The following is a 26,315-nucleotide window of genomic DNA, read 5'->3' as shown; positions in this document are numbered from 1 at the left end:
CTACTCCCGTACCGGCCGGAGCGCCAGGATCCGCCGTACCCCGCCGCGGACATGCTGGACCAGCGGGGTGATCGGCATCCGCTCGAAGTGGTAGCTGGCGTAGTCCTGGCTGACGGCGCCGAAGCGGCTCTTGAACAGCGCCAACGAGGAAACCCGTGCCGAGTCGCCCATGTTGTAGGCCGTGCGTCCGGCGTCGACGGCGTCCGCGATCGCCGTCTTGTGCAACAGGTAGTTGGCGTAGACCGGGCCGGCGAGCTTCTCCAGCATCGCGCCGCGCCAGTACATCGCCGTCGTCTCACCGAGGAGCACGACGATCGCGGCGACCGGTCGTCCCTCATGGTATGCGGCGTATATCCGGCACCGGGAGCCCAGCATGGCCGCGACGGTGCGCAGCTTCCGGTGCGGTTCCCGGCGGGCCGCCAACCGACGGGCGAGCGGGACCGGGAGACGGTCCCGCCGCGCCCAGCGGTCGACGGACTCGCTGTAGAGCTGGTGGAAGACGGCGACCAGACGGCCCTCGTCGTCACGCTCCACAACCACGCCGGCCCGCTCCGCCCGGCGGATCCGGTTGCGGGTGTCGCTGCGGAACCGCTTGCGCCAGACCTCGTCGAAGCCGCCGTCGAGGAAGAGCGTCTGCGTCATCCGCTCCTCGCGCAGCACGCTCGCCGGAACCACCGCGTCCCAGGTCCCGGCGGTCGCCGGGTCGGGGCGGACCAGGGTGCTCAGTACGCGCCGCTGCGCCAGGTCGGCGACCACCATCCGGACGTCCTCCGGGCGGAGCTCACCGCCGTCGCAGACCAGCCCGCCCGGTCCCCAACCGACGGGGAGCCCGAAGTCCGTCGCGAGGATCGGACCGAGCCCCGGGCGTCGTACGAGCGGAAGGACGAGGCGCCTTCCGTCGACGGTTTCGTAGAGCCGCGAGACGTCCTCGTAGCCTTCGACCGCGCACACGCAGCGGAGCCAGGTCGGCGTCTGGCTGGGCAGGGCGGTCGGCGCGGAGGCGAGCACCTGCTCCCACGCGTCGACCGGGGCTGGACTCGTCACCCGCAGCGGTCGCGGGTCGCCGGGGGCCGGCCCGAGGCGGGGCTCGAGCCGGGTCCCCGCGCTCACGACGTGCCCAGCCGGAGGTCGGCGTGCCAGTAGCGCTGGGTGGCGTCGTTGCTGGCCATGACCACCATGCCGGTGGCGCTGGTGACGTCCTGCTTGGTGGTCGTCACATTGTTCATGTTGGGCGAGAGGGCGTCCCTGATGACCGGGGTACCGCGGCCGTCGGGAAAGGCGATGGCGTCCATCGGGGAGCTCTTCATGAAGATCGTTCCCGGGTAGCCCGAGTAGGGACAGCCACTGTCCGGCGCGGTCATGAAGACGTACAGCGTCTGATGTTCGGAGTCGAGCAGCAGGACCGGCCGGGTGTGGCAGTCCCTGATCCGCCCGACCGGATAGCTGGACCAGTCGCCGGTCGACGGGTCCCGGGCGAGCAGCATGATCAAGGGCGCTGAGGACGCGGCGCCGGCGTCGTCGAGCCCGGTCTTGATGACCGCGAACACCCGTCCGGAGGCGTCGGCCTGCAGTGCCTTGAGGTTGATGTGGTCGTCGGCGCTGTTCGGACCCTGGATCGCCGTACGCGTGACGTCCCAGCTGGAGCGCGACGTGCCGCCGGTGTGCTCGGCGAAGTACATCGCCGACGCCACCTGGTTGCTCCACATGACGCCGGTGCGGCCGCCGCCGAAGCTCACCACCGCCGAGATGTCGTCGCTGGACAGGTTGGCGGCCGCGGCCACCGGAAGCACGAACGGGACGCCCCAGACCGCGTCCCCGCCCGTCGTGCTGTTCACGTAGACCTTCGAGCCCTGGGTCCAGGTCGCCCACAGCACGCCCGTCGAGTCCTTGTCGATGGTCAGGGTCTCGCTGGAGTAGTTGCTGATCGGCACCGGGAAGCCGGTGTCACGGGTGTAGGTCTTCGTCGCGGCGTCGTAGCTGAAGCGGTAGAGCCGGGCGGGGTTTCCGGACGCCGCGCCGGTCGAGGAGCTGGCCCGCACGTGCGAGGAGACGTAGAGCCTGGTGCCGTCCCACAGCACGTCGGAGCGGGTTTTCGGCCGGTTGTCGACGATGGTCCCGGTGTCGACCCACTGCTCTGTGGAGCGATCCAGCCAAAAGATGTGGTGGGTCTGGCTGCTGGTGTGGAAGAGCACCGCCCACCAGGCGCCGTCGTTCCACCACAGCTTGCTCTCCGGCTTCTCGGCGGTCGCCGCCGAACCGTCGCCCGAGGTGGACGGACCGACAAAGCCGATGTCGCCGGCGGCGGCGCCGGCCGGTGCGGGGAGCCCACCGGGAACGGGTGCGGCACCGAACAGCACCCCGACCAGCAGGGCGAGGGCGAAACTGCCGCCCGTCACCCGGGCACGTGAACGCATCATGAGCTGGTCACCTCACTGAGTGCCGTGCCGGCCGGCTCGGTTGTCAGGGGCTGCCACCGGTGCAGCACCCGGTGGTCGATCGGGTCCACCACCGGTCGAGGGCGCCGTACGACCCGCTCCCGGATCAGGGTCCGGAGCACCCGCTGACCGTCCCGGAAGGTGTGCAGGTTCGAGGTGCCGCAGCGGCGTGGGAGTTCGTTGCTCGGCACTTCGGCGATGCGCAGGTTCGCCTTCAGGGCGTGGACCACGAGTTCGGTCTCGATCTCGAAGCCGTGCGCGGTCAGGGCGAGCGCCGGCAGGCAGTCGCGACGGAACGAGCAGAAGCCGTAGCACAGATCGGTGAAGTGGACGAGGAACAGGCTGTTCGTCAGCCGCACCAGCATCTGGTTTCCCGTCCGGCGCAGCGGGGTCAGGTCGGTCGATCCGCCGCCGGCCAGGAACCGGGAGCCCTTGACGAAGTCGTAGCCGTTCAGGAGCGGGGTGACGAAGCAGTGGATCTCGGCGGGATCCATGCTGCCGTCGGCGTCGATCATCACGATCAGGTCGCCGGTGGCCGCGGCGAACGCCACCCGCGCCGCGTCACCCTTGCCCCGGCAGTTCTGCGTCACCACCACGATGTCCGGCCGGACGGCGCGGGCCACCTCCACCGTACGGTCCGACGAGTGCCCGTCGACGAGGACCACCTCGTCGACGATCGGCGGGATGCGCTCGAGCACCCACCTGATGTTCTTCTCCTCGTTGAGCGTCGGGATGACCACGCTCACGGTCTGTCGCTCGGGACCGACGTTGCCGACCGCGGTGTCGCTCTCCGGGCGTTCCCGCATCCGCAGGATGCTCAGGGGCCGGTCGGCACGGCCCGGCGGTGGTGCCGTGAGTGGCGGCGTGGACAGCAGGCTGGGGACGTGAGGGTCGATGTCCCGGTTCAGTGTCACCGGATCCCCCTTCCCAGGGGACGCCGCGAGACCGTTCGGTGGTGCGAAGTCGGTCTTCCTCGTACCGCCAGCGGTGACATTGGATGTGCCTGCCATCAGCCCCTCTTCCCCCGTGAACCCGCGCATGGTCGAGCGGTTTAGTGCTTAATGTCGGAATTGCCCAGATCCGATCTTCTTGGACCGGGATGGACAGGAGGCAAAGCTAACATCGGGCAATCGCGTACACCTCGGATTTATGTGATGAGCCGGCGGATTGCGGACGGCACTTCGGGCGGATGGTCCCGCCCATGCCCACAGGTCGTCGGCGTGGTGAGCCAGCTCGTACGGGCCGGGCAGGGCGGCGCTCAGCGCGCCCCCGCGCGGGTCCCCCGTGATCAGCGCGGTCGGCTCGCGTTCGCACCGGTCGCGCTCGGCCAGTCGCTCGGCCGGCGCTTCCCCCGGCAGGGAGCGAGTTGGGAGCAACGGGGTGCCCTCAACCGCGCTGAACTGCACCTACGGCACTGAAATGCACCCAACGGCACCCTCGATCAGGTGCGGCTCCGTGTTTTCCCAGCTCAGAGGTGGTTTAGCGTCCCGTTTCGGTCAACTGCACCCAACGGCATTGAGCAGTAACGGCGTGCTCTATATGGCCGGGTGGGAGAGTGTCTGCAGTTAGAGCGACAAGGAACTGGGGGCAATCAGGTCTTGCTGGTGTGTGCAGGTTGGCGAAGAGGTCACCGCGTCTGAATCGCTCGCCCGGACCCGGCGGCCAATGCGGCTCTGACCAGCAACAATGCCGACGTTCAGTGGCCGAGACCGCCCAGAGGGCAGCACTGCCGCCGCTGCGGGCGTTGGCTGCGCTTGTGTTTGACGTCGACGCGCTCGTTGAGGCTCGGCGCGTGCCGGGGCACGGGTGAAACCCACCGGCGCCAGCTTGACTCCGGCGTAGCCGGATATCTTGCCTTCCACTATATTAGGTGGATGAGTTCTCGGGCGATGACAGAGCCAGCCTTCTTCATCCTCACCGCGCTGCTCGACGCTCCGCGCCACGGCTACGGAGTCGTCGCCGAGGTGGCAGAACTGTCGCACGGCCGCGTGCAGCTGAAGATCGGCTCCCTGTACGGGGTCTTGGACCGACTCGTCGGTGATGGCCTGGTCGAACTGGACCGCGAGGAGGCATGGCAAGGACGGTTACGCCGGTACTACCGGTTGACCGAGCGGGGCCGCCATGCCCTCGACGCCGAGGCTCAACGCCTGGCCGCCAACGCACGCCTCGCCTCGACCCGGTTGCGCGAGCGGCGGGACCCGATCGCGGGGACACCGTCGTGAGCCCGCTGGAGGAGCGCTACCGGTTCGTTCTGCGGCTGCTGCCCGCCGCCTACCGCCAGAAATGGGAAGACGACATGGTCGCCGCCTTCCTGGACAGCATGGACACCGGCGATCCCGAGACGACCGCGTACGTCACGGACTACGGCCGGCCGACCCTGTCCGAGGTCGCCAGCATCGTGTCCCTCGCCGTTCGGTTGCGTCTCGGCGGGGCTGACGCGCCACCCCGCTCGTACGCCTGGGGGCAAGCCGTGCGACTGTCGACCCTGATGGCGATGCTGGCCCACGCCGTCATGGTCACCGCCGGCATCGCCGTCACACTGTGGCTCTCCGGGAAGATCGCCTGGTTGCCGGCTCCTGCACTGGAATGGCCACTCAGCCCGCCGTCGAATATCTGGCACACCGCGTGGAATCTCGCCGGCTACGCGTGGTTACCGGCCTACATTGCGCTCGTCCTCGGACACCGGCGCGTGGCCCAAGCGGTCGCCCTGCTCGCCATCGTGCCGCCCGCCATCACCACCGCCGTCGAACAAGCCGCCGGTGACGTACCGCTGTCCCTGTCGCCCTGGGCGATGCGGTTCATCGACGTCGTCCTGCTACTCGCCATGGCGGCCTTTCACCACGGCGCCCCACCGGTGCCGCGCCGCCCCTGGCTCCTCGCGCTGCCGATCGGCATTTTCCTCGTCCCCGTGCCGCTGTTCACCATCCAGGCGACCAGACCGGCGCTGAGGCTGCTGGACTGGCCGGGCCTGTCCTGCGCGGTGGTCACTGTCGCCATGGTGGTCCACCTGGTCGGTCGAGTAACCAATCGTTCATCTCGCACGCTGCCATGGTCACTGGCGCTTACCCTGCTCGCCGTAACCGCGCTCGCCCTGCGAACCGCAACCCTGCCTGACTACAGCAATCAGGCGCAGCGCACAACACTCACCACGATTGCTTCCGTGGAGGTTATCGCCGTCCTAGCGGTAGGCGTACCGCTCGCCGTACTAGCCATCCGAGCACTGCGCCGACTTCCACCGATCCCCGCCGTCGCCCCAAGACCCACAACACCAACGTAGGAACTCACCCAACCTGGGTCAGCGTCCGGCGGGACGGACACCCCAGGAGACCAACCCGTCAGGTCCGGTCAGCCATGTGCCGCACACGGTTCCCACCACCGCGCCGCGACACCCTCACCGGGTCCGCGGGGCAGCCCTCGGTCGCGGCTTCCGCCGCCATGTTCGGGTGGCGCCCAAGCGGTCCACCAGCCGGTAGCGACCGTTGAGCAACTGCCCGGTCTCCATGACCAGTACCGATGCCCAGGCAGACACCGGACATAACAGTCGCCCGCTGTGTCAGTCCGATCCCTCGACCCGACCAGCCGGATCGATCAGCGGCTGGGCAAGGCCCGCGTCCGCGAGGTGCATCGTGTGCCATTCATCACATTGCGGTGGCTGTAGTATTTGAGCCCGAAACAGTTGGGGGTGACGTGACGACGGGTTCGGCGACGGCCCGGCGGCCGGTGAGCTTCAGCACAACGGGGCTCCCGGAGGCCCAGAGGATCGCGTTGTGGGAGGACCACAACGCGCACGCGTTGATCGGCCTGCGGTGTCACACGCTGGGCGACGCGCCGTTCGACGGGACCGAGCTCAACCTTCAGCTCGAGCAGATGCACCTGGCCCGCGTCCGCAGCAACGCGCACGTCGTCGAACGTCCGGCCGAAGTGATCCGCAGGCATCCGGCGGACGCGGTCGCGGTCTACCTGACGCTCGTCGGGGAGGCATTCTTTTACCACAGCGACGGCGTGCTCACCCTGCGACCGGGACAGGTCCTGATCTGCGATGCAGATCGTCCGTTCATGCGCGGCTTCTCGCGTGGCTTGGAGGAACTCGCGATCAAGGTGCCGCGGCCGCTGTTCCGGGAGCTGACCGGGCTCGGCTCGCTGAGCACCCCGCTGGTGCGCGACTCCGCCGGGGGTGATGTACCGGCACGGACGTTCGCGAGGCTGATCGACCGTGCCCTGCGTCCCGGGGGAGGCGAGCCCGTTGACGAACGAATGGCGCTCGAGCTGCTCGCCAGCATGGCAGGCAGTCAGCCGATAAACCTCGGCACGGTGCATCTGGCCAACGCGCGTACGTTCATCGAGGATCACCTGACCGACAGCGGCCTGACTGCTGCCCGCGTCGCGGCCGGGATCGGTATCAGCGAGCGCCATCTGTCCCGGGCGTTCGCCCCCACTGGCACCACTGTTCCGCAGTTCGTGCTGGCGCGGCGGCTGGAACGCGCCCGTGCGCTGCTCGCCTCCTCGCCGCAGTTGCCAGTCGGTGAGGTCGCGGCCCGCTGCGGCTTCGGGTCGGCCACCCACTTCTCGCAGGCATTCCGGGCGCGCTTCGGCATGCGCGCCACGGACCTACGTCGGCAGGCCCGGGCAGGCCGGCTCAGTTAGTTCTCGGATTCCGCCACAGCTTCGCCTTTCCGCCGTGTTACGGCTTCAGCCCTTGCTGCGACGGCGGAGCACCGCCGCACACTGGTCGAGCGAGTGGCCAGGACCACACGCCGAGCAGTGGAGTGGGTGAGCTGATGGCAGAGTTCAGCGACGGGATGGCCGAGACGCCGCTACCCCAGGGATCGATGGTGACGACCGACGTCGTGGTCATCGGCTCGGGCCCGGCCGGGGCAGGAGCTGCCTTGTTCCTGTCCACGCTGGGAATCCCGAACATCATGATCACGAAGTACCGCTGGACGGCCAACACACCGCGGGCGCACATCACCAACCAGCGCGCGATGGAGACCTTCCGGGATCTGGGCATCGAGGATCAGGTGCTCGCCGACGCCACTCCACACGAGCTGATGGGCGACACCGTCTTCTGCACCTCGATCGCCGGCGAGGAGATCGGGCGAATCCTCACCTGGGGTACGCATCCCGCCCGGCAGGCCGACTACCGCCTCGCGTCACCGTGCCTGCCGGTCGACATTCCCCAGACCCACCTGGAACCGATCCTCCTGCGCAACGCCGTGGTGCGGGGTACTCAGGCCCGATTCTCCACGGAGTACTTGGGGCACCGGCAGGACTCCGATGGCGTCAGCGTCGAGGTTCGGGACCGCCTCACCGGCGAGGAATACACCATCCGGGCCAGGTACCTCATCGGTGCCGACGGCGCCCGCTCCAAGGTCGCCGCCGACCTCGACCTTCCGATGGAGGGTGCGATGGACATCGCCGGCTCGATGAACATCACCTTCAAGGCCGACATCTCGGCGTACGTCGGACACCGGCCATCGGTGCTCTACTGGGTGATCCAGCCCGGTTCGAACGTCGGTGGAATCGGGGCCGGACTGGTGCGGATGGTGCGGCCCTGGAACGAGTGGCTCATCGTCTGGGGCTACGACATCAGCCAACCCCCACCGGTCGTCGACGAGGCCGCCGCCATTCAGATCGTGCGCAACCTGCTGGGGCTGCCGGACATCGAGGTGGAGATCACCGGCACGTCGTTGTGGGGCAACAACGAGATGTACGCGACGCATCTGCAGTCGGGGCGGGTGTTCTGCGTCGGGGACGCGATCCATCGTCACCCGCCGAGCAACGGACTGGGGTCGAACACCTCGATCCAGGACTCCTACAACCTCGCCTGGAAGCTGGCAGCCGTCCTCCGTGGGCAGGCCACACCTTCGCTGCTGGAGACCTACTCGGTGGAACGGGCGCCGGTGGCCAGGCAGATCGTTCAGCGCGCGAACAAGTCAAGCCGCGAGTTCGTCCAGTTCTTCGAGGCGCTGGGCCTGCTCGACGCCAAGGACGAGACCGAGATGGCCGCGCGCATCGAGGAGCGCAAAGCCAACACCCCCGAGGGGGCGGCCAAGCGGGCCGCGTTGCTGTCGGCCATGGAGCTGAAGCATTACGAGTTCAACGCCCACGGTGTCGAGCTGGGGCAGTTCTACGAGTCCGACGCCGTGGTCTCCGACTTCACCCGCCGGCCCGAACCGAGCCGGGACCCGGAGCTGTACTACGAGCCGTCCACGGTCCCGGGATCCCGGCTGCCGCACGCCTGGGTGGGCGATGCCCGGCACAAGGTCTCCACGCTCGACCTGGCGCCGATGACCCGGTTCACGGTGCTGACCGGCATCGCCGGGGAGCCGTGGGTGGCGGCTGCCGAGAAGGTCGGCCAGGAGCTCGGCGTGCCGCTCGAGGCCGTGGTGATCGGCCCCGGGCGTCAGGTGACCGACCTGTACTACGACTGGGCGCGAGTGCGGGAGGTCGAGGAGGACGGCGTGCTCCTGGTGCGCCCGGACAAGCACATCGGCTGGCGGTCGATGCGGCTGCCCGCCGATCCGGAGCGGGCGCTGCGCGATGCGATGTCGGCGCTCCTCGGCCGGGATGGTGCGGCGTGAGAGTCAGCTTCACCCACGAGACGCTGCCGCAGCGGGTGGTATTCGCGTCGTACGAGGCGGCGGGTCACGTGGCCGACGAGGTGTCCCGGCTCGGCGCCGCCCGCCCGATGGTGATCGCCGCAGAGGCCGACAGCGCGCTGGCCGACCCGTTGGTGGCCGCCCTGCCGGCCGCGGTGCGCCATGCCGAGGTGGTGATGCACGTGCCCACCGACGTTGCCGAGCGGGCCCGCACGGCCGCCGAGAAACACAACGTCGACGTCCTCGTCAGCATCGGTGGCGGCTCCACCACCGGCTTGGCCAAGGCGGTGGCGCTGACCACCGGGCTGCCCATCGTCGCCGTTCCGACCACGTACGCGGGCTCCGAGGCCACCAACGTCTGGGGGCTGACCGAGGGCGGTCGCAAGACCACCGGGGTCGACGCCCGCGTACTGCCGCGGTCCGTCGTCTACGACGCCAGCCTGATGCTCTCCCTGCCATTGCCGCTGAGCGTGGCCTCCGGATTGAACGCGCTGGCGCACTGTGTCGACTCGATGTGGGCGCCGCGGGTCGACCCGATCGACCAGGCCCTGGCTCTGGAGGGCATCCGCGCCCTTCGCCAGGGACTCCCCGAGGTCGTGCGCGATCCCCAGGGCATCGAGGGGCGCGAGCAGACGCTGTACGGGGCCTATCTGGCCGCAGTGGCGTTCGCCTCGGCCGGCTCCGGGCTGCACCACAAGATCTGCCACGTGCTCGGCGGGATGTACAACCTCCCGCACGCGCAGACCCACGCCGTGGTGCTGCCGTACGTCCTCGCGCTCAACGCACCGTCGGTCCCCGACAGCGAGCAGCGGATGGCGGCGGCCTTCGGTGAGGCGTCCGCCCTGGACGGGTTGCAGCGCCTGCGGGAGCGGGTGGAGGCACCTCGCGCCCTGCGGGACTACGGGTTGCGCGAGAGCGACATCCCGGCCGCCGTCGACGCGGTCCTGGCGGCCGTACCGCCGAACAACCCGGCGCCGGTCACCCGCGACAACCTTGAGCACTTGTTACACCGAGCATGGGACGGAGGGGAGCCGGTATGACCCTGGAGCAGCAGCACCGCGAGTCGCAGCTCGTCGAACGGGTGGTCGCGTCGTTCGACGGCGCGCCGGATCAGCGGGTCAGAGAGCTGATGCAGGCGCTCACCCGGCACCTGCACGCCTTCGTGCGGGAGGTGCGGCTGACCGAACAGGAATGGCAGCGCGCCATCGAGTTCCTCACCGCCACAGGGCACATCACCGACGTTCGGCGTCAGGAGTTCATCCTGCTCTCCGACGTCCTGGGCGCCTCGATGCAGACCATCACCGTCAACAACGAGGCGTACGACAACGCCACTGAGGCGACGGTGTTCGGCCCGTTCTTCGTCGATGGCTCACCGGAGATCGAGCTCGGCGGGGACATCGCGGCCGGAGCGTCCGGGCAGCCGTGCTGGGTCGAGGGCACGGTCACCGACACGGACGGCAAGCCGGTGCCGCACGCCCGGATCGAGGTCTGGGAGGCCGACGAGGACGGCTTCTACGACGTCCAGTACGGCGACGACCGGGTCTCCGCCCGTGGTCACCTGTCCAGCGACGCGGACGGGAGCTACCGCTTCTGGGGGGTTACCCCGACGCCGTACCCGATCCCGCACGACGGCCCGGTCGGTCGGCTGCTGGCCGCCACCGGACGGTCCCCGATGCGGGCCGCACACCTGCATTTCATGATCCAGGGGGAGGGATACCGAACCCTGGTGACGCACATCTTCGTCCGCGGGGATGAGCTGCTGGACCGCGACAGCGTCTTCGGAGTACGGGACTCGCTGGTGATGGATTTCGAGTCCCAGCCGGCCGGTTCCCCCACTCCCGATGGCCGCGACCTGGGAGACCGCGCGTGGTCACGCGTGCGGTTCGACATCGTCCTGGCGCCCGCGGCCGCGGCTCACGAGGAGGCCTGACCCGTGCCCACCGACGTGTACGTGTACGACGCCGTACGCACCCCCTTCGGGAAGTACGGCGGTGCGTTGGCCGGTGTGCGGCCGGACGACCTGGCGGCGCACGTGCTGCGGACGCTGGTCGAGCGGGCGCCCGCGCTGGAACCGGACCGCGTCGACGAGATCGTGCTGGGCAACGCCAACGGCGCCGGGGAGGACAACCGCAACGTCGCCCGCATGGCCGGCCTGCTGGCCGGCCTGCCAACGTCGGTGCCGGCCACGACGGTGAACCGGCTGTGCGGCTCCAGTCTGGACGCCGCCATCGTTGCCTCCCGGCAGATCGCCCTCGGCGAGGCGGACGTGGTGCTGGTCGGGGGCGTGGAGTCAATGAGCCGAGCGCCCTGGGTGCTACCCAAGCCGGAAAAGGCGTACCCGGCCGGGGATGCGGCGCTGGTGTCCACCACCCTGGGCTGGCGGCTCGTGAACCCACGGATGAATCCGGAGTGGACGGTCTCGCTGGGCGAGGCCACCGAGCTGCTCGCGACACGTGAGCAGGTGGGCCGCGAAGCGCAGGACGCCTTCGCACTGCGCTCGCACCGAGCGGCTGCCCGGGCCTGGGAGGAAGGGTTCTACGACGACCTCGTCGTCGGCGTGCCCGGGGTTGACCTCGCCCGCGACGAGTCCATCCGGCCCGACACCAGCCTGACGAAGCTCGCCGCGCTCAAACCGGTGTTCCGCAAGCAGGACGGCACGGTGACCGCCGGGAACTCCTCGCCCCTCAACGACGGCGCGTCCGCGGTGCTGCTGGGTAGCCCGTCCGCCGAGAAGATCGTCGGTCGGTCGCCGCTGGCGCGCATCGCCGGTCGCGGGGCTGCCGCGAACGACCCGCAGTACTTCGGGTTCGCGCCGGTGGAGGCCGCCAACCTGGCGCTCAAGCGCGCCGGCATCGGCTGGGGTGAGGTGGGCGCGGTGGAACTGAACGAGGCGTTCGCCGCCCAGACCGTGGCGTGCATCAACGCCTGGGGCATCGACCCCGACATCGTCAACGCACACGGCGGTGCCATCGCCATCGGCCACCCGTTGGGCGCCTCCGGGACCCGCGTGCTCGGCACGCTCGCCCGCTCGCTGCGGGCTTCGGGCAAGCGGTGGGGAGTCGCCGCGATCTGCATCGGGGTCGGGCAGGCGCTCGCCATGGTCCTCGAGAACCTGGACACCTGACGTGGCCAGCATCCTGGACAACCCGACCGCGGCGGTCGCGGGGATCGCCGACGGCGCCACGGTGATGATCGGCGGATTCGGCACCGCCGGTCAGCCGGTCGAGCTCATCGAGGCGCTCATCGCGTCGGGCGCCACGGATCTGACCGTGGTGAACAACAACGCCGGAAACGGGGACGTGGGCCTGGCGGCGCTGATCCGTGCGGGCCGCGTACGCAAGATCGTTTGCTCTTTTCCCCGCCAGCGGGACTCCTGGCATTTCGACCAGAAGTACCGCGCCGGTGAGATCGAGCTGGAGCTCGTTCCGCAGGGCAACCTTGCCGAGCGCATCCGCGCCGCCGGTGCCGGCATCGGAGCCTTCTACACCCCCACCGGCTACGGGACCTCGCTGGCCGAGGGCAAGGAGGTGCGCGAGATCGACGGAAGGCACTACGTGCTGGAGTACCCGCTGCGAGCGGACTACGCGCTGGTGAAGGCGTACCGGTCCGACGAGCTCGGCAACCTGGTCTACCGCAAGACCGCCCGCAACTTCGGGCCGATCATGGCGGCGGCCGCGACGACGACGATCGTGCAGGTCGAGGACCTGGTGCCGGTCGGTGCGCTCGACCCCGAGGTCATCGTCACGCCGGGCATCTATGTCGACCGCATCGTCCGCGTGCCGGCGCCCGCCCCGGTGCCTGAGTCGATCGGAGCGGGTCAGTGACCGGGGAGAGCCGGCGCGGGCTCGGCAAGGACGAGCTGGCCGCCCGCATCGCGCGCGACATCCCACACAGAGCCTTCGTGAACCTCGGCATCGGGCTCCCGACCCGGATCAGCAACCACCTCTCCCCGGGCAGCGGCATCGTGCTGCACACGGAGAACGGCATGCTGGGCATGGGGCCTGAGGCGCACGGGGATGCGGTCGACCTCGACCTCATCAACGCCGGCAAGGTACCCGTGACCGAACTGCCCGGCGCCTCGTACTTCCACCACGCCGACTCCTTCGCCATGATGCGCGGCGGTCACCTGGACGTCTGCGTGCTCGGCGCCTATCAGGTGTCGGCCCGCGGTGACCTCGCGAACTGGCACACCGGCCGGTCCGACGACATCCCGGCCGTCGGCGGCGCGATGGACCTTGCCATCGGGGCCAAGGAGACGTTCGTGATGATGAATCTGCTGTCGCGGGACGGGGTTCCGAAGCTGGTGCCGGAATGTACCTACCCGCTGACCGGTGTGGGGTGCGTCAGCCGCGTCTACACCGACCTCGCGGTGTTCCTCATCGAGGACGAGGGTGTGGCAGTACGGGAGCTGTTCGACTGCACGTTCGACGAGCTGGTGCGTCTTCTCGAGGTGCCGCTGCTGAATCGGACCCGCGAAGGAGACCGATGACCGGCACCTGACACGCAGGCGTGGACAAAGCCCACCCGAATCCCGGACTGTACGGCGTCGGCATCGCCATCAGGCGCGGGCGTACTGGGCCGGCGGCGCCACGCTCGGCCCGATCATCGCCTTCGCGTACCGAGCCGCCCAGGCGGCGCACCAGGAGCCGCTCAAGCCGCCCGGAAAACCATCGAATCGAAAGGAACCGACCATGGCCCTGACCACCCAGACCATGACCGATGAACAGCGCAAGTCGGTCGCCTTGGAATACCTGAAAGCCTTCGACAACGGTGGTGTGACGTCCACCGGAGGCAGCATCCTGGACCTGTTCGCCGACGACGCCCAGGTGTACTTCCCGAAGTGGGGACTGGCCACCGGAAAGGAACAGATCGGCAGACTGTTCGCCGAGGTGGGTGGCACGATCAAGAAAATCGAGCACCACTACTCGCACTTCAACTGGCTCTTCTCGGGAACCGACACCGTGGTGTGCGAGGGCTCCAGCCACGGCGAGCACCGGGACGGACCGTGGCGTGCAGGGCTTCCCGAGTGGGGCGCCGGACGCTGGTGCGACGTGTTTGAGATCCGGGACTGGAAGATCCAGCGTGTCTTCATCTACCTCGATCCCGACTACGCCGGGCAGGACGCCGCTCGCTACCCCTGGCTACAGCTCGGGTGACCCGAGCCGGCGCGGTGCGAGCTAACGGCGGAATGCGACGCTGACTGGGTACTCGCGGGACAAGTTCCCGCACTGGATCACCATCAGCGGCACCGGCAACACCCGCGAGAAGGTTTCAAGCGCGACGGCATCTCCGTTGTCGTGGACAGCTCCTGCGCGGCCGTGTCCGGGCGCTGGTACAGCCCGTATTACGGGGCGACCTGGTACGCCGCCTCGGATCTCGACATCGACCACGTCGTTCCTCGGCGGAGGGGTGACGGTCCGGGCGAGTGCGTGGACGACCAGTGGGCGGCAGAAATGGTCGTGGGTGGCGCACCTCCGTGCTGGTCATGAGCGCAGGAAGCTCAGCACGCTGCTCCGCCGTCAACTCCCCCCGACTGCCAACCACACCATCGTCACCTGCGGACAACAGCATCACGTGACATCAGGCGCCGCCGACGTGGCGGAGGACGGCCAGGACCCGGCGGTTGTCGCTGTCCGAGGACGGCAATCCGAGTTTCGCGAAGATGTTCACCACGTGCTTCTCCACGACTCCGGAGGTGATGACAAGAGCCGCCGCGATCCCGGCGTTGGATCGTCCCTGGGCCATCAGCGAAAGCACCTCACGCTCCCGGGGGGTCAGCGACGCCACCCCGGCCGTGTCCTGCCCGGCCCGCATCAGGTGGCCGACCACCTCCGGATCCAGTGCGGTGCCACCGGATGCCACCCGGGTCAGCGCGTCGACGAAATCGGCGACGTCGGCGACGCGGTCCTTGAGCAGGTATCCGACACCGGTCGGCCGGTCGGCGAGCAGGCGGGTCGCGTAGCGGGTCTCCACGTACTGGGAGAACACCAGCACACCGACGTCGGGATGGTCGCGTCGGATGTCGATCGCGGCGCGCAGTCCCTCGTCGGTGTGCGTCGGTGGCATCCGGATGTCGATGATGGCTACATTCGGTACGTTGGCGGCAATCGCGGACCGCAACGCATCCGCGTCGGCCACCGCCGCGCACACCTCGAAACCGCGGTCGGTGAGCAGCCGGACCAGCCCTTCGCGCATCATCGCGGCATCCTCCGCGATCACCACCCGCATGTCGTCGCCTCCGTTCACACCTGTGTGGGCAGCTCGATCTCGACCCGGGTCGGACCGCCGGTCGGACTGTGTACGCGCATCCGGCCGTCCACGACGGCGATGCGGCGGTCCAGGCCGGACAGGCCGGGACCGTCCGGGATCGCCCCGCCGATGCCGTCGTCCTTGACGGTCAGCATCAGGCGCTCGCCGGATCGGACGACGCCGAGCCCGATACGGGTCGCCCGGCTGTGTTTGGCCGCGTTCGCGAGCAGCTCGGAGGCGCAGAAGTAAGCGATGGTCTCGATCGCGGGCGCCGGGCGGTCGGGCAGCTCGACGTTCACCGCGACCGGGATGGCGCTGCTCGTCGCGAGCGTCGCCAGCGCATCGCCCAGACCGTTGTCGAGGACCGGCGGGTGGATCCCGCGCACCAGGTCGCGCAGGTCGGCGAGGGCATCCTTCGCTCCGCAGTGGGCGAGCGCGACCAGTTCGCGGGCCTGTGCGAGGTCGGGTGGCGGGCCGTCGACACCGAGCTTCTCGGTCGCCATGCCGAGGTTCATCGCCAGCGTGGCCAGCCGGATCTGCGCGCCGTCGTGCAGGTCCCGTTCCAGCCTGCGCATCATCGCGGCCGCGTCGTCGATCGCGCGGGCCCGGGTGACCTGCAGTTCGCGTACCCGCTCGGCGAGCCGACGCGGACCGAGCAGCAGTCGCATCGCGGCAAGGTCCAGTGTCGTACCGGCCCGCATCAACCACGGTGCGACCAGCAGCATGACGAGGCCGGCCGCGGCGATGAGGAACGTTCCGGCGAACGTCCGCGTACCGATAGTGCCGAACGGCGTCAGCGCCCACACCGGTCCGAGGCGCGTTCCGGGCGGGTGGTTGCGAAACAGCGGCCACCACACCGGGTAGCTGAGGTTGACCAGGCCGAACACGTAGCAGAACGCGCCGTAGCCCTCGGGGATGGCCAGCGGCACCTTGAGCAGGCCGTACCCGACGGCGCGCCAGCCCGGCCCGTCGGAGACCACGGCGCTGATCCGCTTCGAGAGCCGGGGCGGCGGGGCGTCCACCTGCACGTCGAGCAGCCGGTCCGCGAGTGAGCGATGCACGGCTCCCATCGCGCGCCCGGTCGGGGCGGCCAGCCCGACCAGGAGCGCGATGGTGAGCGGAAACAGGACCAGGAACACCGGGGCGACGGCAGGTGCGGGCTGGTTGGACATGGCTCCGGTCGCCCAGAGGATGAGGACGCCCAGGGCCGGCACGATCGCCGGTACGCTCAGGATCGCGGCCGCACTGACCACGCCGACGACGCAGAACACCGCCCGGCGCAGGGCCAGTGTGGTGAACGGAGCGCGCAACGCTGTCATCGGCCCATTGTCGCTGGTCACGCGGCGCGATGGCGGAGCAGCACGCCGCCGCACAGGATCGCTACCGCCGCGTACCCGCACATCAGCAGCGCGCTGATCCAGCTGGAGAACAGCCCGGGTACCGGCGAGGTCACCGCGATCGAGTTGAGCAGCATCAACAGCGGGACGAAGCGGCCGACCTGGATTCCACTCTCGCCGAACAGGCCGGCCACGATCATCGGGACGAACATCAGACCGAACAGCGTGCCGATCGCGGCGCCCGAATGCCGCACGATCGCCCCGATGCCGACCCCGATCAGCGCGGTGACGCCCAGATAGACGCCGGTCAACACGACCGCGCGCAGGATCGCCGGGTCCCCGAGGGATGCGGCCGGGATGGCGGTGCCGCGGATCGCGAGCTGCCCGCTCAGATAGCCGGCGAAGCTCGCGACCAGGCCGACGGTGAGAGCCGCGCCGCCGCACACGGCGACCTTCGCGGCCAGGACGATCCGACGCCGCGGGACGGCGGCGAACGTCGAGCGGATCATCCCGGTGCCGTATTCGCCGGTCACCGTCAGGACGCCGAGCGCTCCGAGGAGCAGCTGGGCCACAATGGCGCCGCCGAGGCTGTTGTTCAGGATCTGGGCGGCGGTGGCGACCGGGGTGTGCGATCGGTATCCGAGTCCCACCCCGGCCCCGGCCGCGGCCATCGAGACCACCGCAGCGATCGCCAGCCACCACGTCGACCGGACGCTGCTCAGCTTGATCCGTTCCATCCGGGCCGCGTGCCGGAATCCGTACCCGTTCATGACGCTCCCACTCCGCGATAGTCGGTGGCCTGCGAGGTGAGCCGGAAGAACGCGTCCTCCAGGCTGTCGTCGCCGGCGGCGAGTTCGGCGACGGTCGTCTCGGCCAGCAGCCGGCCGCGGCCGATGACCACCAGCCGGTCGGCGGTCAGCGCCATCTCGGCGATCAGGTGGCTGGACACGAACACCGTCCGGCCTTCGGCGGCGAGTCCGCGCAGCAGGTCCCGGATCCAGCGGATGCCCTCCGGATCCAGTCCGTTGACCGGCTCGTCGAGCAGGAGGACGCCCGGGTCGCCGAGCAGGGCCACAGCGACGCCGAGCCGCTGGCGCATGCCGAGCGAGTACGTACCGGCACGCCGCGTTGCCGCGTCGGACAGACCGACGATGCGCAGCGCCTGCTCGACCCGGGAACCGGGGATGTCGTTGCTCGCGGCCAGCGCGGTCAGGTGCGCACGGGCGCTGCGGCCGGGATGGAACGCCCCGGCATCGAGGAGCGCGCCGACCGTCTTCAACGGCCAGTTCAGGTCCGGGTACCGGACTCCGCCGATCAGTGCCTCGCCATGGTCCGGGGCATCTAGGCCGAGGATCATCCGCATCGTCGTCGACTTGCCGGATCCGTTCGGGCCGAGGAAGCCGGTCACCACCCCCGGCTGCACCTGGACGCTCAGCCCGTCAACGGCGACCCGGTCGCCGTCGCGCTTCGTCAGCTCACGTAGTTCGATCACACGATCCACGCTAGGCAGCGCCGTCGGCGGTCGGAAGCCGGAAACCATCCGACTCCGCCTGGAGGTTTTCCGCCCCCATCGCGGTCCGGACACTAAGAGGTCCTAACAAAGTCGGACGACGTGTCGGTACGTGATGATGCAGGTGGCGAGGGCGAGGAAGGCTTCGTGGATGTCGTCGCGGCGTTCCCATCGGATGCGTAGCCGTTTCATGCCGTGGTACCAGGTGATGGTGCGCTCGATCACCCACCGGTACACGCCCGGGCCCGAGGCGTGGGGTTGGCTGCGGCGTGCGATGTGTGGGCGGATGCCCTTGGCTCGTACGGCTTTGCGGTCGTGGTCGTGGTCGTAGGCGCGGTCGGCGTACAACTCGTCGGGGCGCCTGCGTGGCCGGCCGCGGTGTCCGTGTGCCGGTGGGATCTTGTCGATCAGCGGGAGTAGTTGGGTGACGTCGTGGCGGTTGCCGCCGGTCGACGCCACAGCGAGGGGGATACCGGCGCCCTCGGTCAGCAGGTGTCGCTTCGAGCCTGGGCGGGCGCGGTCGACCGGGCTCGGCCCGCTTTTGGCACGTCTGGCCGCACGGACGTGCGAGGAGTCGATGACCGCCCTGGGTGAGCCGGGTGGTGTGTTGATCCCGGACGAGACGGGGTTCCTGAAGAAGGGCACCGGGTCGGTCGGGGCAGCGGCAGTACGCCGGCACCGCCGGCAGGGTCCGGTCGATGTCCGACCGTTAGGTGTCGCCGACCGATTGCACGAGCCGGACGTCAGGGCTGTGCCGTCATGCGCTCGAAGTGAGGCGCCTGATCGCTCCGTCTGTCTGGGGAATGTAGGCCAGGTCGCAGCCGGTGGCGGTGGCGGCGTAGTTGACGATGTGGCCCTCGGCGCGATCGCGTGTGATCGATGTGCGGGCGATGACGTGGTACCCGTAGGCGTCCTCGAGGGCGACCAGGTTGCTGGCGACTTCGACAGATGGCGCAGTCAACCGGAAGTGCCCGAGGCCGGCGCCGGTGTCGAGGATCGATCGATAGAGCGCGACCTGCCGGTCGTAGAGGGTGCGGCGGAGCGTGGCGTCGACGCGACGTCGGCGGGCCTGCGGTGCGAACTCGTAGAGCAGGCAGCACAGCTCGTCGTCGGGTCCGGTCGGCAGCCCGGACCGGATCGTGACGAGCAGCCGCTGCCGTGGATCGGTGACTGACTCGATCGCCGCGGTCCGACGGGCGTCGAACCGGTCGATCGCCTCGTTGTACACCTCTTGGAAGAGGTCGCCGATTTCTCGGAAGTAGTAGGTCACGGAGCCTGGCGCCATGCCTGCGGCGTCGGCGACGTCGCGCACGCGCACCGAGGTCAGACCCTGCTCGACGATGGCGCGTCGCGCCGCCTGCACGAGGTGAGCGCGCCGTTCGTCCTGATTTTTCGGTCGGGCCATCGTCCAATCTTTCCGGTCTCGTCCGACATTGCCGCTACGACGAGCTGGCGTCGTAGCTCCCCGTCAGCGTATCTCCTGCAACCAGATTGCCCCTTGACAGCACCGCGGCGGAGTTCTTTGCTGGACCATACGAAGAATAACTGACCCGAGGAGCCGTGGTGAAATCTCGACAGCGTCGTGGCTGCGGGGCAGCGCTGGCAGCGCTGGCCGTGGCCGCAACCGTCGCGTGTTCCAACGCCGACCGTCCCAGTAAGCAGAGCACCGACGTCGAACTGACCAGCATGACCCCCGCTGCCCACGGCGAACTGGAATCGGTCCGTTGGCTGCTGGGATCGGAGCCGTCATCGCTCGATTGGATCTACAGCTACGACTATCCGCCCAATTCGGTCTTGGCCAACGTCTGCGAAAGCCTGCTCCGGATCGACGCGGACTTCGCTGTCCGCCCCAACCTCGCCGAGAAGTTCACCAACCCTGACCCGCTCACCTGGGTTTATACGCTGCGCTCCGACGTCACGTTTCATGACGGAAGCCCCATGACCGCCCAGGACGTGGTCTTCAGCCTCAACCGGCACCGCGACAAAGCGCTCGGCTCCTACTGGTCAACGGCGTTTGCCAAGGTCAAGGACGTCACGGCGAGCGGCCCCCACGAGGTCACGGTGAAGCTGTCCTCGCCCGACGCCTTGTTCAACCAGATGATGGCCGTCGTGCCCGGAGTAGTGGAGAGCAAGTCGTACGTCACAAGCAAGGGCAAGGGCTACGGCAGCCCCGACGGCTCCGTGAATTGCACCGGACCGTACCGGATCGGGGCGTGGACCAAGGGACAGTCGATCACCCTGACCCGCGCCGACAACTACTGGGATCCCGCTCGGAAGGCAAAGGTCAAGAACTTCGAGCTGGTCATCCTCTCCGATCCCACCACCCAGCTGAACGCCCTGACCACCGGCGAGGTGGATGGCGTCTACGCGCCGCCGGTCCAAGGCCGGCAGAAGTTGCTCTCCAGCGGTGTCGGGAACCTCCACTTCGGGCCCACCACGTCGACCATCAATCTGATCGTCAACGACTTCACCGGACCGCTGAAGGATCCCCGGATCCGTCGGGCCCTGTGGCTCGCGCTCGACCGCGAGGGCTACATCAAGGCGGCGCTTGGCGGTCGGGCCGAACCCTCCCGCGCCGTCGCGTCGCGGTTGACCTGGGGTGGTGCACCGGAGGTGTACGAGCGGGCGTGGAACGAGCTGCCTGAAGCCAAGCAGGACGTCGAGGCAGCGAAAAAGCTGGTCGCCGAAGCCGGCGCCCCGGCGAAGCCCATCGTCTTCGCGATCAGCTCCAGTCCGATCTTCGCACCGCTTGCCAACGAGGTACGGGCCGCCGGCGAGCGGATCGGCCTCAAGGTCGAACTCAAGACCATCGCCCCGGACCAGTACGGCGCACTCTTCGGCGGGGCCGAAGCGCGCAAGGGGATCGACCTGTTCTACACCAGCTGGTACGCCGACGTCGCGGACGCGTTGCAGATCTACCAGAACTGGGAGAGCAAGAGCTTCGCCAACTACGGCGGCTACAGCAATCCCGAGTACGACCGGATCTACGCCGAGGCGCTGGCCCAGAGCGACCCGGTCAAGCGCGCTGAGCTGGTCGTGCAGCTCCAGAGGATAACCGTGGACGACATGGTGTGGCTGCCCATCGTCAACGGCCCCAACACCGTCTTCATGAACAAGCGGATCAGCGGTGCCCCGGCGACGAACGCCTACCTGTACTACCCGTGGGCAGCGCAGATCGGGGGCACGGGAGCATGAGCGCGGTGGCCGGCGTCTCCCGGTTCGTTGCGGGTCGGCTGGTCAGCCTCGTGCTGACCCTGCTGGCGACATCGTTCCTGGTTTTCTCAGCGATTCACGTGGCCCCGGGTGACCCCGAGTCATTCCTGCTCCGTGGCCGTGGAGTGTCGCCGGAGGCGCTGGCCGCCGTTCGCACCCAATACCATCTTGACGAGCCGTTACCCGTGCAGTACTGGCGGTGGCTGTCCGGCGTTCTGACTGGTGACTTCGGGCGGTCCCTGCAGTTCCGTCAGGACGTCGGTGGGCTGTTGGCGGCCCGACTCCCCACGACGCTCTGGCTGGTCGGGTACGCGACCGTGCTCATCGTCGTCGCCGGCGTCCTCTTCGGAGCGTTGGCGGCCCTGCGACCAGGCCCTGTCGACACGACAATCATGGTCGGCAGCACGGTGGCTGCCGCAACTCCGTCATTCGTCGCTGTCATCGGCCTCAGCGCCGTCTTCGCCGTGACCCTGGACTTGTTTCCCACCTTCGGAAACGGCGAGGGGTTCGCCGATCGCCTTTGGCACCTGACCCTTCCCGCCGTCGCCCTGGCCTTGTCGACCGTCGGATTGCTCGCCCGGGTCACCCGCTCCGCGATGCTCGCCGAGCTCGGCCGTGAGCACGTCGAGGTCGCCCGTGCCCGCGGCATTCCCCCGGGCACCGTCGTCCGTCGCCACGTGCTGCGCAACGCGCTCGGCCCCATCACGGTGCTCACCGGCCTCATCGTCGCCGGAATGTTCGTGCTCACCGCTATCGTCGAGACCGCCTTTGGGCTTTCCGGCCTCGGCTCGTTGCTGGTGCAGGCCGTCACGGCGAAGGACTTCCCCGTGGTCCAGGCGATCTCGTTGCTCGTCGTCGTGGCGTTCATGGTCATCAACCTGCTGGTGGACCTGGTTCATCCGCTCATCGACCCGCGGATGGGTCGGCACGATTCGAGGGTTCTGCCGTGACCGCCGTCAACACAGCAGCGCCTGAACTCGTCCGGCGGCGCCTCGGCGGGCGGCTGCGCGGTGCCGCCGCGGGCGGCTGGCTCTACCTCGTCGCGGCAGGGCTGCTGGCGATCGTGGTCCTGGTCGCGGTACTCGCCGACGTCGTCGCGCCAGCAGATCCGCTCGCGGTGAGCCTGTCCGACACCCTCGCTCCCGCCGGCCCCGATCACCTGCTCGGCGGCGACCAGTCTGGCCGGGACACCCTGTCCAGGCTGCTCCACGGTGCCCGTAGCAGCCTGCTCGGACCGCTTGCTGTCGTCGTCGCCTCCACGGCTACGGGCATCCTGCTCGGTGTCTGGGCGGCGTGGCGTGGTGGGCTCGTCGACTGGCTCGTTTCCCGGTCCATGGAACTGGTCTTCGCATTTCCCGGACTGCTCCTGGCCATCCTCGCGGTGGCCCTCGTCGGGCCCGGCCTCACCGCGCCCGTCATCGCCATGGCCATCGCGTACACCCCGTACATCGCCCGGCTGGTCCGCGCGGCTGCGAGCCAGGAGGCGGCCAAGCCGTACATCGCCGCCTACCGGGTGCAAGGGTTCTCGGGCCTGGCCGTCAACGCCCGGCACCTCCTGCCGAACATCTTTCCGGTGGTGCTCGCCCAGACGACGCTCAACTTCGGCTACGCGTTGATGGATCTGGCGGCCCTGTCCTACCTCGGGTTCGGAGTGCAACCGCCCTCGCCCGACTGGGGAACCATGATCAAGGAGAATCAGGCGGCGATGCTCGAGGGCGCCTTCCTCCCGTCCGTTGCGCCGGGAGTGTGCATCGTCGTGGTCGTGGTCGCCTTCACGATCGTCGGCGAAGGAATCGCCGACCGGGTCGCCCGCCGGGAGGCAGCGTGAACGTCCTGGAGGTCGACGGCCTGACGGTCGTTCTGCCCGGTGGCTCCCATCGGCCGCTCGTTGACGGGATCGCGTTGCGGATCGGCGCGGGCGAGGTCGTCGGGCTGGTGGGGGAGTCGGGCTCGGGCAAGTCCGTCACTGCTCGCTCGGCACTCGGTTTGTTTCCCGCCCGATCCCGCGTCACGGGCTCGGTCCGCGTAGCCGGCACTGAGGTCGTCGGGCTCGCGGGCGAGGCACTGCGCCGGCTGCGCGCCGAGCAGGCTGCCATGATATTCCAGGACCCGCGGGCGTCGATCAATCCGCTGCGTCGAGTCGGCGACTTCCTGACTGAGGCGGTGCGCACCAACCGTGGCTGGGCGCGGGCCCGTTCGAGGGACCGAGTCGTGGAGCTGCTGGGCGAGGTCGGGATCGCAGACCCCGGGGCGGCCATGCGCAGGTATCCGCATCAGTTCTCGGGGGGAATGCTGCAACGGGTGATGATCGCGGCTGCCCTGGCGGTGGACCCGATGCTGCTACTCGCTGACGAGCCCACCACCGCCCTGGACGTGAGCACCCAGGCGGAGATCGTGGCGATCCTGCTGCGTCTGCAGGCCGAGCGCGGCATGGGAATGCTCTTCGTCACCCACGACCTGGAGCTCGCGGCCAGCATCTGTCATCGCATCGCGGTGATGTACGCCGGTCGAATCGTCGAGGAACAGCCCGCCGACCGGCTCTTCCGCGCTCCGCGGCATCCCTACACCCAGGGATTGCTCGCGGCGACCCCGACATTGCCCAGCGCGACAGGCGGTGCCGTACAGGCGAGCGGCCGGCTGGTGCCGATTTCCGGGCGGCCACTCAGCCTGACCGACACCCCACCCGGCTGCGCGTTCGCGCCGCGTTGCCCCCGCGCCATTGCACTGTGCACCGCCACGGCACCAGACCTGCATTCCTCTGGCGCTGAACGCGTCGCCTGCCACCGTGCAGACGAGTCAGTCGGAGCGGGCGGATGAGTCTGGAAGCGCAGGGACTGTGCAAGCGGTTTGGACCCTTGCTGGCGGTCGACCACGTGTCATTCTCCGTGGCCGACGGCGGCTCGCTCGGACTGGTCGGCGAGTCGGGTTCTGGAAAGACGACGATTGCCCGGATCGTCGCCGGACTGGAACGGGCCGACGGTGGATCCGTCCGTGTCGACGGCACCGACCGGGGTGTTCACGTCCGCGGACGAGCGGCACGCCTGGCTCGCGCGCGACAGGTGCAAATGGTGTTCCAAGACCCATACCTGTCGCTGGATCCCCGCCTGACCACTGTCGAGACGTTGACCGAGGTCATCGCCCTACACGACGGCGGGACACGGGTGGCACGCCGGGAACGGGTCGACGAGCTACTCGACCAGGTGGGACTGGGCGACCGGGAGGCCGCCGCCCTGCCGCGCCAACTGTCCGGCGGTCAACGCCAGCGCGTCGCCATCGCCCGAGCCCTGGCCGCCCGTCCGCGCCTCCTCATCCTGGACGAGGCGGTCGCCGCGCTCGACGTGTCGATCCAGGCCCAGATACTCAACCTGCTGGCTGACATCCGCACGCAGACCGGAATCGGCTACCTTTTCGTCTCTCACGACCTGGCTGTCGTCCGCTACGTCACCGACCACGTCGCCGTGATGTACCGGGGTCGAGTTGTCGAAAGGGGACAAACGGCAGCCGTTCTCGCCGCACCGCGACACCCTTACACCCAACTGCTGCTCGCCTCCGTGCCGCGACCCGGCTGGGACCCTACGGCCGTCGCGCAGGCCCGCCGCGCCCTGCAGGCGAACAACGCATCCGAGGAGCCTTCGTGACCGTCGTCGACCCGCACCTGCAAACCCCGGCCGGCAAGCCACGGGCCCGAGCAATCGGCATTCCCTTCGCCGGCACCACCGGGCCGTGGAACGCCATCACTGACGTGCCGGGCGTCGAGGTCGGCACGCAGACGTTGATCGACGGCCACGGCACGCTCAGGACGGGCTTCGGTCCGGTACGCACCGGCGTTACCGCGATCCTGCCGCGCGGGCGCGCCGGCGTGGGGGACGCGTGCGCGGCCGGTGTGTCCGCGTTCAACGGCAACGGCGAAATGACCGGCACGGCGTGGATCAACGAGACCGGCTCCCTGAGCATGCCCGTGCTGCTGACCAACTCGCACGCCATCGGCGCCTGCCACCGGGGCGTCGTGGACTGGCTGGTCCGTGATCGCTCGGCGCTCACCCAGACCTGGCTGATGCCGGTGGTCGCCGAGACCTACGACGGCTACCTCAACGACATCAACGGCGACCACGTCCGGCCTGCCACCGCCGTCGCCGCTCTGGACGCCGCCGCCTCGGGCTGGATGGAGGAGGGCTCGATCGGCGGTGGTACCGGCATGAACTGCTACGGCTTCAAGGGCGGCACCGGTACCGCCTCACGGATCCTCCCGTTCGGTGGCCACGACTACCGCCTGGGCGTACTCGTGCAGGCCAATTTCGGCGCCCGGTACGAGCTCACCATCGCAGGCGTGCCCGCCGGACGTGCACTGGCCGATGACGACCCGCTCGGCGACCCGACCAGGTGGGCGGCTCCGGCCGGCGCCGGCTCGGTCATCGCGATCGTTGCCACCGACGCCCCGCTGCTGCCGGGCCAATGCGCGGCGCTGGCCCGCCGGGTTCCGCTTGGTCTGGCCCGGACCGGTACGACCGGCTCGCACTTTTCCGGCGACCTCTTCCTCGCCTTTTCCACCGCCAACTCTGGGGCGCTGGCCAGCCGGTACCCGGATCCGAGCCGGGAAGAGCTCGAGGCTCTGCGGTTCGTGCCGTGGGGCTTCATTGACCGGTTCTACGAAGCCACCGTGCAGGCGACGGAGGAAGCCGTCCTCAACGCCATCGTCGCCAACACCGAGATGGTGGGCCGGGACGGTAACCGCACCCCCGGACTGCCCCACGACCGCGTCATCGAGCTGCTCCGGGCTCGCAGATCCTTTGACCGCGAGGCTGCCGCCTGAAGCCAGGTGGAATGAAGCCCGGCCAGGGTCTCTCAGCTGCTCCCTCGACCGGCCGCCTGATAGCCGCGCAGGGATTCAACGCCGGGACGATCGAGGTCGCCGCACGGCTGGCAGAGGGGACCAGACCGGGACCACACGGGAACCAGACGCCGTCAGCCCGAG

Annotated in this window: 25 protein-coding genes and 1 pseudogene; 17 read left to right on the top strand and 9 right to left on the bottom strand. The window is 69.1% G+C overall.

Annotated elements, in window-relative coordinates; translation table 11 throughout:
* The 3 genes from I8N68_RS33920 to I8N68_RS16925 all read right to left on the bottom strand — a co-directional run bounded on the left by I8N68_RS33920 (position 1) and on the right by I8N68_RS16925 (position 3,349).
* On the bottom strand, positions 1 to 1,044 hold the full coding sequence (locus tag I8N68_RS33920; RefSeq protein WP_200210964.1) for a GNAT family N-acetyltransferase: 1,044 nt from the start codon (positions 1,042 to 1,044) through the stop codon (positions 1 to 3).
* Between the two features lie 62 nt (positions 1,045 to 1,106).
* Positions 1,107 to 2,417: a hypothetical protein gene (locus I8N68_RS16930; protein ID WP_200210963.1), complete on the bottom strand. Its 1,311-nt coding sequence runs from the start codon at positions 2,415 to 2,417 to the stop codon at positions 1,107 to 1,109.
* Complete coding sequence (locus tag I8N68_RS16925; RefSeq protein WP_200210962.1) at positions 2,414 to 3,349, bottom strand: glycosyltransferase family 2 protein; 936 nt, start codon at positions 3,347 to 3,349, stop codon at positions 2,414 to 2,416. Before I8N68_RS16925 ends, I8N68_RS16930 begins: the two co-directional genes overlap by 4 nt.
* Positions 3,350 to 4,324: 975 nt before the next feature.
* Between I8N68_RS16925 and I8N68_RS16920 the strand changes: the two genes are divergently transcribed.
* The 10 genes from I8N68_RS16920 to I8N68_RS16875 all read left to right on the top strand — a co-directional run bounded on the left by I8N68_RS16920 (position 4,325) and on the right by I8N68_RS16875 (position 14,190).
* Positions 4,325 to 4,657: a PadR family transcriptional regulator gene (locus tag I8N68_RS16920; protein ID WP_200210961.1), complete on the top strand. Its 333-nt coding sequence runs from the start codon at positions 4,325 to 4,327 to the stop codon at positions 4,655 to 4,657.
* Positions 4,654 to 5,712 carry a hypothetical protein gene (locus tag I8N68_RS16915; RefSeq protein ID WP_200210960.1) on the top strand — a complete coding sequence of 353 codons (1,059 nt, stop codon included), beginning with the start codon at positions 4,654 to 4,656 and terminating at the stop codon, positions 5,710 to 5,712. Before I8N68_RS16920 ends, I8N68_RS16915 begins: the two co-directional genes overlap by 4 nt.
* A gap of 410 nt (positions 5,713 to 6,122) precedes the next feature.
* Complete coding sequence (locus I8N68_RS16910) at positions 6,123 to 7,079, top strand: helix-turn-helix domain-containing protein (protein WP_200210959.1); 957 nt, start codon at positions 6,123 to 6,125, stop codon at positions 7,077 to 7,079.
* A 134-nt stretch (positions 7,080 to 7,213) separates the two neighbouring features.
* The gene (locus I8N68_RS16905; protein WP_234039925.1) at positions 7,214 to 9,016 is read left to right on the top strand and encodes an FAD-dependent oxidoreductase; all 1,803 of its coding nucleotides are present in this window, start codon (positions 7,214 to 7,216) and stop codon (positions 9,014 to 9,016) included.
* A complete protein-coding gene (locus I8N68_RS16900; RefSeq protein WP_200210958.1) occupies positions 9,013 to 10,074 on the top strand; it encodes a maleylacetate reductase in 1,062 nt (353 codons plus the stop codon). Before I8N68_RS16905 ends, I8N68_RS16900 begins: the two co-directional genes overlap by 4 nt.
* Positions 10,071 to 10,964 carry a hydroxyquinol 1,2-dioxygenase gene (locus I8N68_RS16895; RefSeq protein ID WP_200210957.1) on the top strand — a complete coding sequence of 298 codons (894 nt, stop codon included), beginning with the start codon at positions 10,071 to 10,073 and terminating at the stop codon, positions 10,962 to 10,964. The genes I8N68_RS16900 and I8N68_RS16895 overlap by 4 nt, the downstream gene beginning before the upstream one ends.
* Positions 10,965 to 10,967: 3 nt before the next feature.
* Positions 10,968 to 12,158, top strand: a complete 1,191-nt coding sequence (locus I8N68_RS16890) for a thiolase family protein (RefSeq protein WP_307812850.1) — start codon at positions 10,968 to 10,970, stop codon at positions 12,156 to 12,158.
* 1 nt (position 12,159) lies between these two features.
* Positions 12,160 to 12,858 (top strand): 3-oxoacid CoA-transferase subunit A, encoded by a 699-nt coding sequence (locus tag I8N68_RS16885; RefSeq protein WP_200210956.1) that lies wholly within the window; start codon positions 12,160 to 12,162, stop codon positions 12,856 to 12,858.
* The gene (locus tag I8N68_RS16880; RefSeq protein ID WP_200210955.1) at positions 12,855 to 13,523 is read left to right on the top strand and encodes a 3-oxoacid CoA-transferase subunit B; all 669 of its coding nucleotides are present in this window, start codon (positions 12,855 to 12,857) and stop codon (positions 13,521 to 13,523) included. The genes I8N68_RS16885 and I8N68_RS16880 overlap by 4 nt, the downstream gene beginning before the upstream one ends.
* Before the next feature lie 202 nt (positions 13,524 to 13,725).
* Complete coding sequence (locus tag I8N68_RS16875; RefSeq protein WP_200210954.1) at positions 13,726 to 14,190, top strand: nuclear transport factor 2 family protein; 465 nt, start codon at positions 13,726 to 13,728, stop codon at positions 14,188 to 14,190.
* Between the two features lie 424 nt (positions 14,191 to 14,614).
* Here I8N68_RS16875 and I8N68_RS16870 read toward each other — a convergent pair whose 3' ends face one another.
* The 5 genes from I8N68_RS16870 to I8N68_RS16850 all read right to left on the bottom strand — a co-directional run bounded on the left by I8N68_RS16870 (position 14,615) and on the right by I8N68_RS16850 (position 18,709).
* Complete coding sequence (locus tag I8N68_RS16870; RefSeq protein WP_200210953.1) at positions 14,615 to 15,262, bottom strand: response regulator transcription factor; 648 nt, start codon at positions 15,260 to 15,262, stop codon at positions 14,615 to 14,617.
* A 14-nt stretch (positions 15,263 to 15,276) separates the two neighbouring features.
* Positions 15,277 to 16,602: a sensor histidine kinase gene (locus tag I8N68_RS16865; RefSeq protein WP_200210952.1), complete on the bottom strand. Its 1,326-nt coding sequence runs from the start codon at positions 16,600 to 16,602 to the stop codon at positions 15,277 to 15,279.
* A 17-nt stretch (positions 16,603 to 16,619) separates the two neighbouring features.
* Complete coding sequence (locus tag I8N68_RS16860; protein ID WP_200210951.1) at positions 16,620 to 17,390, bottom strand: ABC transporter permease; 771 nt, start codon at positions 17,388 to 17,390, stop codon at positions 16,620 to 16,622.
* Positions 17,387 to 18,112, bottom strand: a complete 726-nt coding sequence (locus I8N68_RS16855) for an ABC transporter ATP-binding protein (RefSeq protein WP_200210950.1) — start codon at positions 18,110 to 18,112, stop codon at positions 17,387 to 17,389. The genes I8N68_RS16860 and I8N68_RS16855 overlap by 4 nt, the downstream gene beginning before the upstream one ends.
* Before the next feature lie 102 nt (positions 18,113 to 18,214).
* Positions 18,215 to 18,709 carry an IS5 family transposase gene (locus I8N68_RS16850; protein ID WP_443673261.1) on the bottom strand — a complete coding sequence of 165 codons (495 nt, stop codon included), beginning with the start codon at positions 18,707 to 18,709 and terminating at the stop codon, positions 18,215 to 18,217.
* A 7-nt stretch (positions 18,710 to 18,716) separates the two neighbouring features.
* Here I8N68_RS16850 and I8N68_RS34485 point away from each other — a divergent pair.
* Positions 18,717 to 18,828 (top strand): annotated as a pseudogene (locus I8N68_RS34485) (transposase); the annotation flags it as partial.
* Positions 18,829 to 18,887: 59 nt separating this feature from the next.
* Here the strand turns inward: I8N68_RS34485 and I8N68_RS16845 are convergent.
* On the bottom strand, positions 18,888 to 19,535 hold the full coding sequence (locus tag I8N68_RS16845; RefSeq protein WP_200210948.1) for a TetR/AcrR family transcriptional regulator: 648 nt from the start codon (positions 19,533 to 19,535) through the stop codon (positions 18,888 to 18,890).
* A gap of 158 nt (positions 19,536 to 19,693) precedes the next feature.
* Here I8N68_RS16845 and I8N68_RS16840 point away from each other — a divergent pair, with 158 nt between their 5' ends.
* Genes I8N68_RS16840 through I8N68_RS16815 form a run of 6 tightly spaced genes read left to right on the top strand, consistent with a single transcriptional unit; the run spans position 19,694 to position 26,153 of the window.
* Complete coding sequence (locus tag I8N68_RS16840; RefSeq protein ID WP_200210947.1) at positions 19,694 to 21,325, top strand: ABC transporter substrate-binding protein; 1,632 nt, start codon at positions 19,694 to 19,696, stop codon at positions 21,323 to 21,325.
* Positions 21,322 to 22,293 carry an ABC transporter permease gene (locus tag I8N68_RS16835; RefSeq protein ID WP_200210946.1) on the top strand — a complete coding sequence of 324 codons (972 nt, stop codon included), beginning with the start codon at positions 21,322 to 21,324 and terminating at the stop codon, positions 22,291 to 22,293. Before I8N68_RS16840 ends, I8N68_RS16835 begins: the two co-directional genes overlap by 4 nt.
* Complete coding sequence (locus I8N68_RS33915; RefSeq protein ID WP_200210945.1) at positions 22,290 to 23,171, top strand: ABC transporter permease; 882 nt, start codon at positions 22,290 to 22,292, stop codon at positions 23,169 to 23,171. The genes I8N68_RS16835 and I8N68_RS33915 overlap by 4 nt, the downstream gene beginning before the upstream one ends.
* Complete coding sequence (locus I8N68_RS16825) at positions 23,168 to 24,160, top strand: ABC transporter ATP-binding protein (protein ID WP_307812849.1); 993 nt, start codon at positions 23,168 to 23,170, stop codon at positions 24,158 to 24,160. The genes I8N68_RS33915 and I8N68_RS16825 overlap by 4 nt, the downstream gene beginning before the upstream one ends.
* Positions 24,157 to 24,981: an ABC transporter ATP-binding protein gene (locus I8N68_RS16820; RefSeq protein WP_200210944.1), complete on the top strand. Its 825-nt coding sequence runs from the start codon at positions 24,157 to 24,159 to the stop codon at positions 24,979 to 24,981. The genes I8N68_RS16825 and I8N68_RS16820 overlap by 4 nt, the downstream gene beginning before the upstream one ends.
* The gene (locus tag I8N68_RS16815; protein WP_200210943.1) at positions 24,978 to 26,153 is read left to right on the top strand and encodes a DmpA family aminopeptidase; all 1,176 of its coding nucleotides are present in this window, start codon (positions 24,978 to 24,980) and stop codon (positions 26,151 to 26,153) included. The genes I8N68_RS16820 and I8N68_RS16815 overlap by 4 nt, the downstream gene beginning before the upstream one ends.
* Positions 26,154 to 26,315: the final 162 nt, after the last annotated feature.

It is taken from the genome of Micromonospora coerulea (assembly GCF_016598485.1).
GTDB classification, from domain to species: Bacteria; Actinomycetota; Actinomycetes; order Mycobacteriales; family Micromonosporaceae; genus Micromonospora; species Micromonospora coerulea.
The sequence above is the reverse complement of the archived record's forward strand: the minus strand, read 5'-3'. Positions and strand labels throughout refer to the sequence as shown.

Bases quoted from the DNA above. Each gene is read 5' to 3' on its own strand.
- I8N68_RS16920 (WP_200210961.1), top strand. From the start codon at position 4,325: ATGACAGAGCCAGCCTTCTTCATCCTCACCGCGCTGCTCGACGCTCCG.
- I8N68_RS16875 (WP_200210954.1), top strand. From the start codon at position 13,726: ATGGCCCTGACCACCCAGACCATGACCGATGAACAGCGCAAGTCGGTC.
- I8N68_RS16905 (WP_234039925.1), top strand. From the start codon at position 7,214: ATGGCAGAGTTCAGCGACGGGATGGCCGAGACGCCGCTACCCCAGGGA.
- I8N68_RS16865 (WP_200210952.1), bottom strand. From the start codon at position 16,602: ATGACAGCGTTGCGCGCTCCGTTCACCACACTGGCCCTGCGCCGGGCG.
- I8N68_RS16835 (WP_200210946.1), top strand. From the start codon at position 21,322: ATGAGCGCGGTGGCCGGCGTCTCCCGGTTCGTTGCGGGTCGGCTGGTC.
- I8N68_RS16870 (WP_200210953.1), bottom strand. From the start codon at position 15,262: ATGCGGGTGGTGATCGCGGAGGATGCCGCGATGATGCGCGAAGGGCTG.
- I8N68_RS16820 (WP_200210944.1), top strand. From the start codon at position 24,157: ATGAGTCTGGAAGCGCAGGGACTGTGCAAGCGGTTTGGACCCTTGCTG.
- I8N68_RS16845 (WP_200210948.1), bottom strand. From the start codon at position 19,535: ATGGCCCGACCGAAAAATCAGGACGAACGGCGCGCTCACCTCGTGCAG.
- I8N68_RS16895 (WP_200210957.1), top strand. From the start codon at position 10,071: ATGACCCTGGAGCAGCAGCACCGCGAGTCGCAGCTCGTCGAACGGGTG.
- I8N68_RS16860 (WP_200210951.1), bottom strand. From the start codon at position 17,390: ATGAACGGGTACGGATTCCGGCACGCGGCCCGGATGGAACGGATCAAG.
- I8N68_RS16930 (WP_200210963.1), bottom strand. From the start codon at position 2,417: ATGATGCGTTCACGTGCCCGGGTGACGGGCGGCAGTTTCGCCCTCGCC.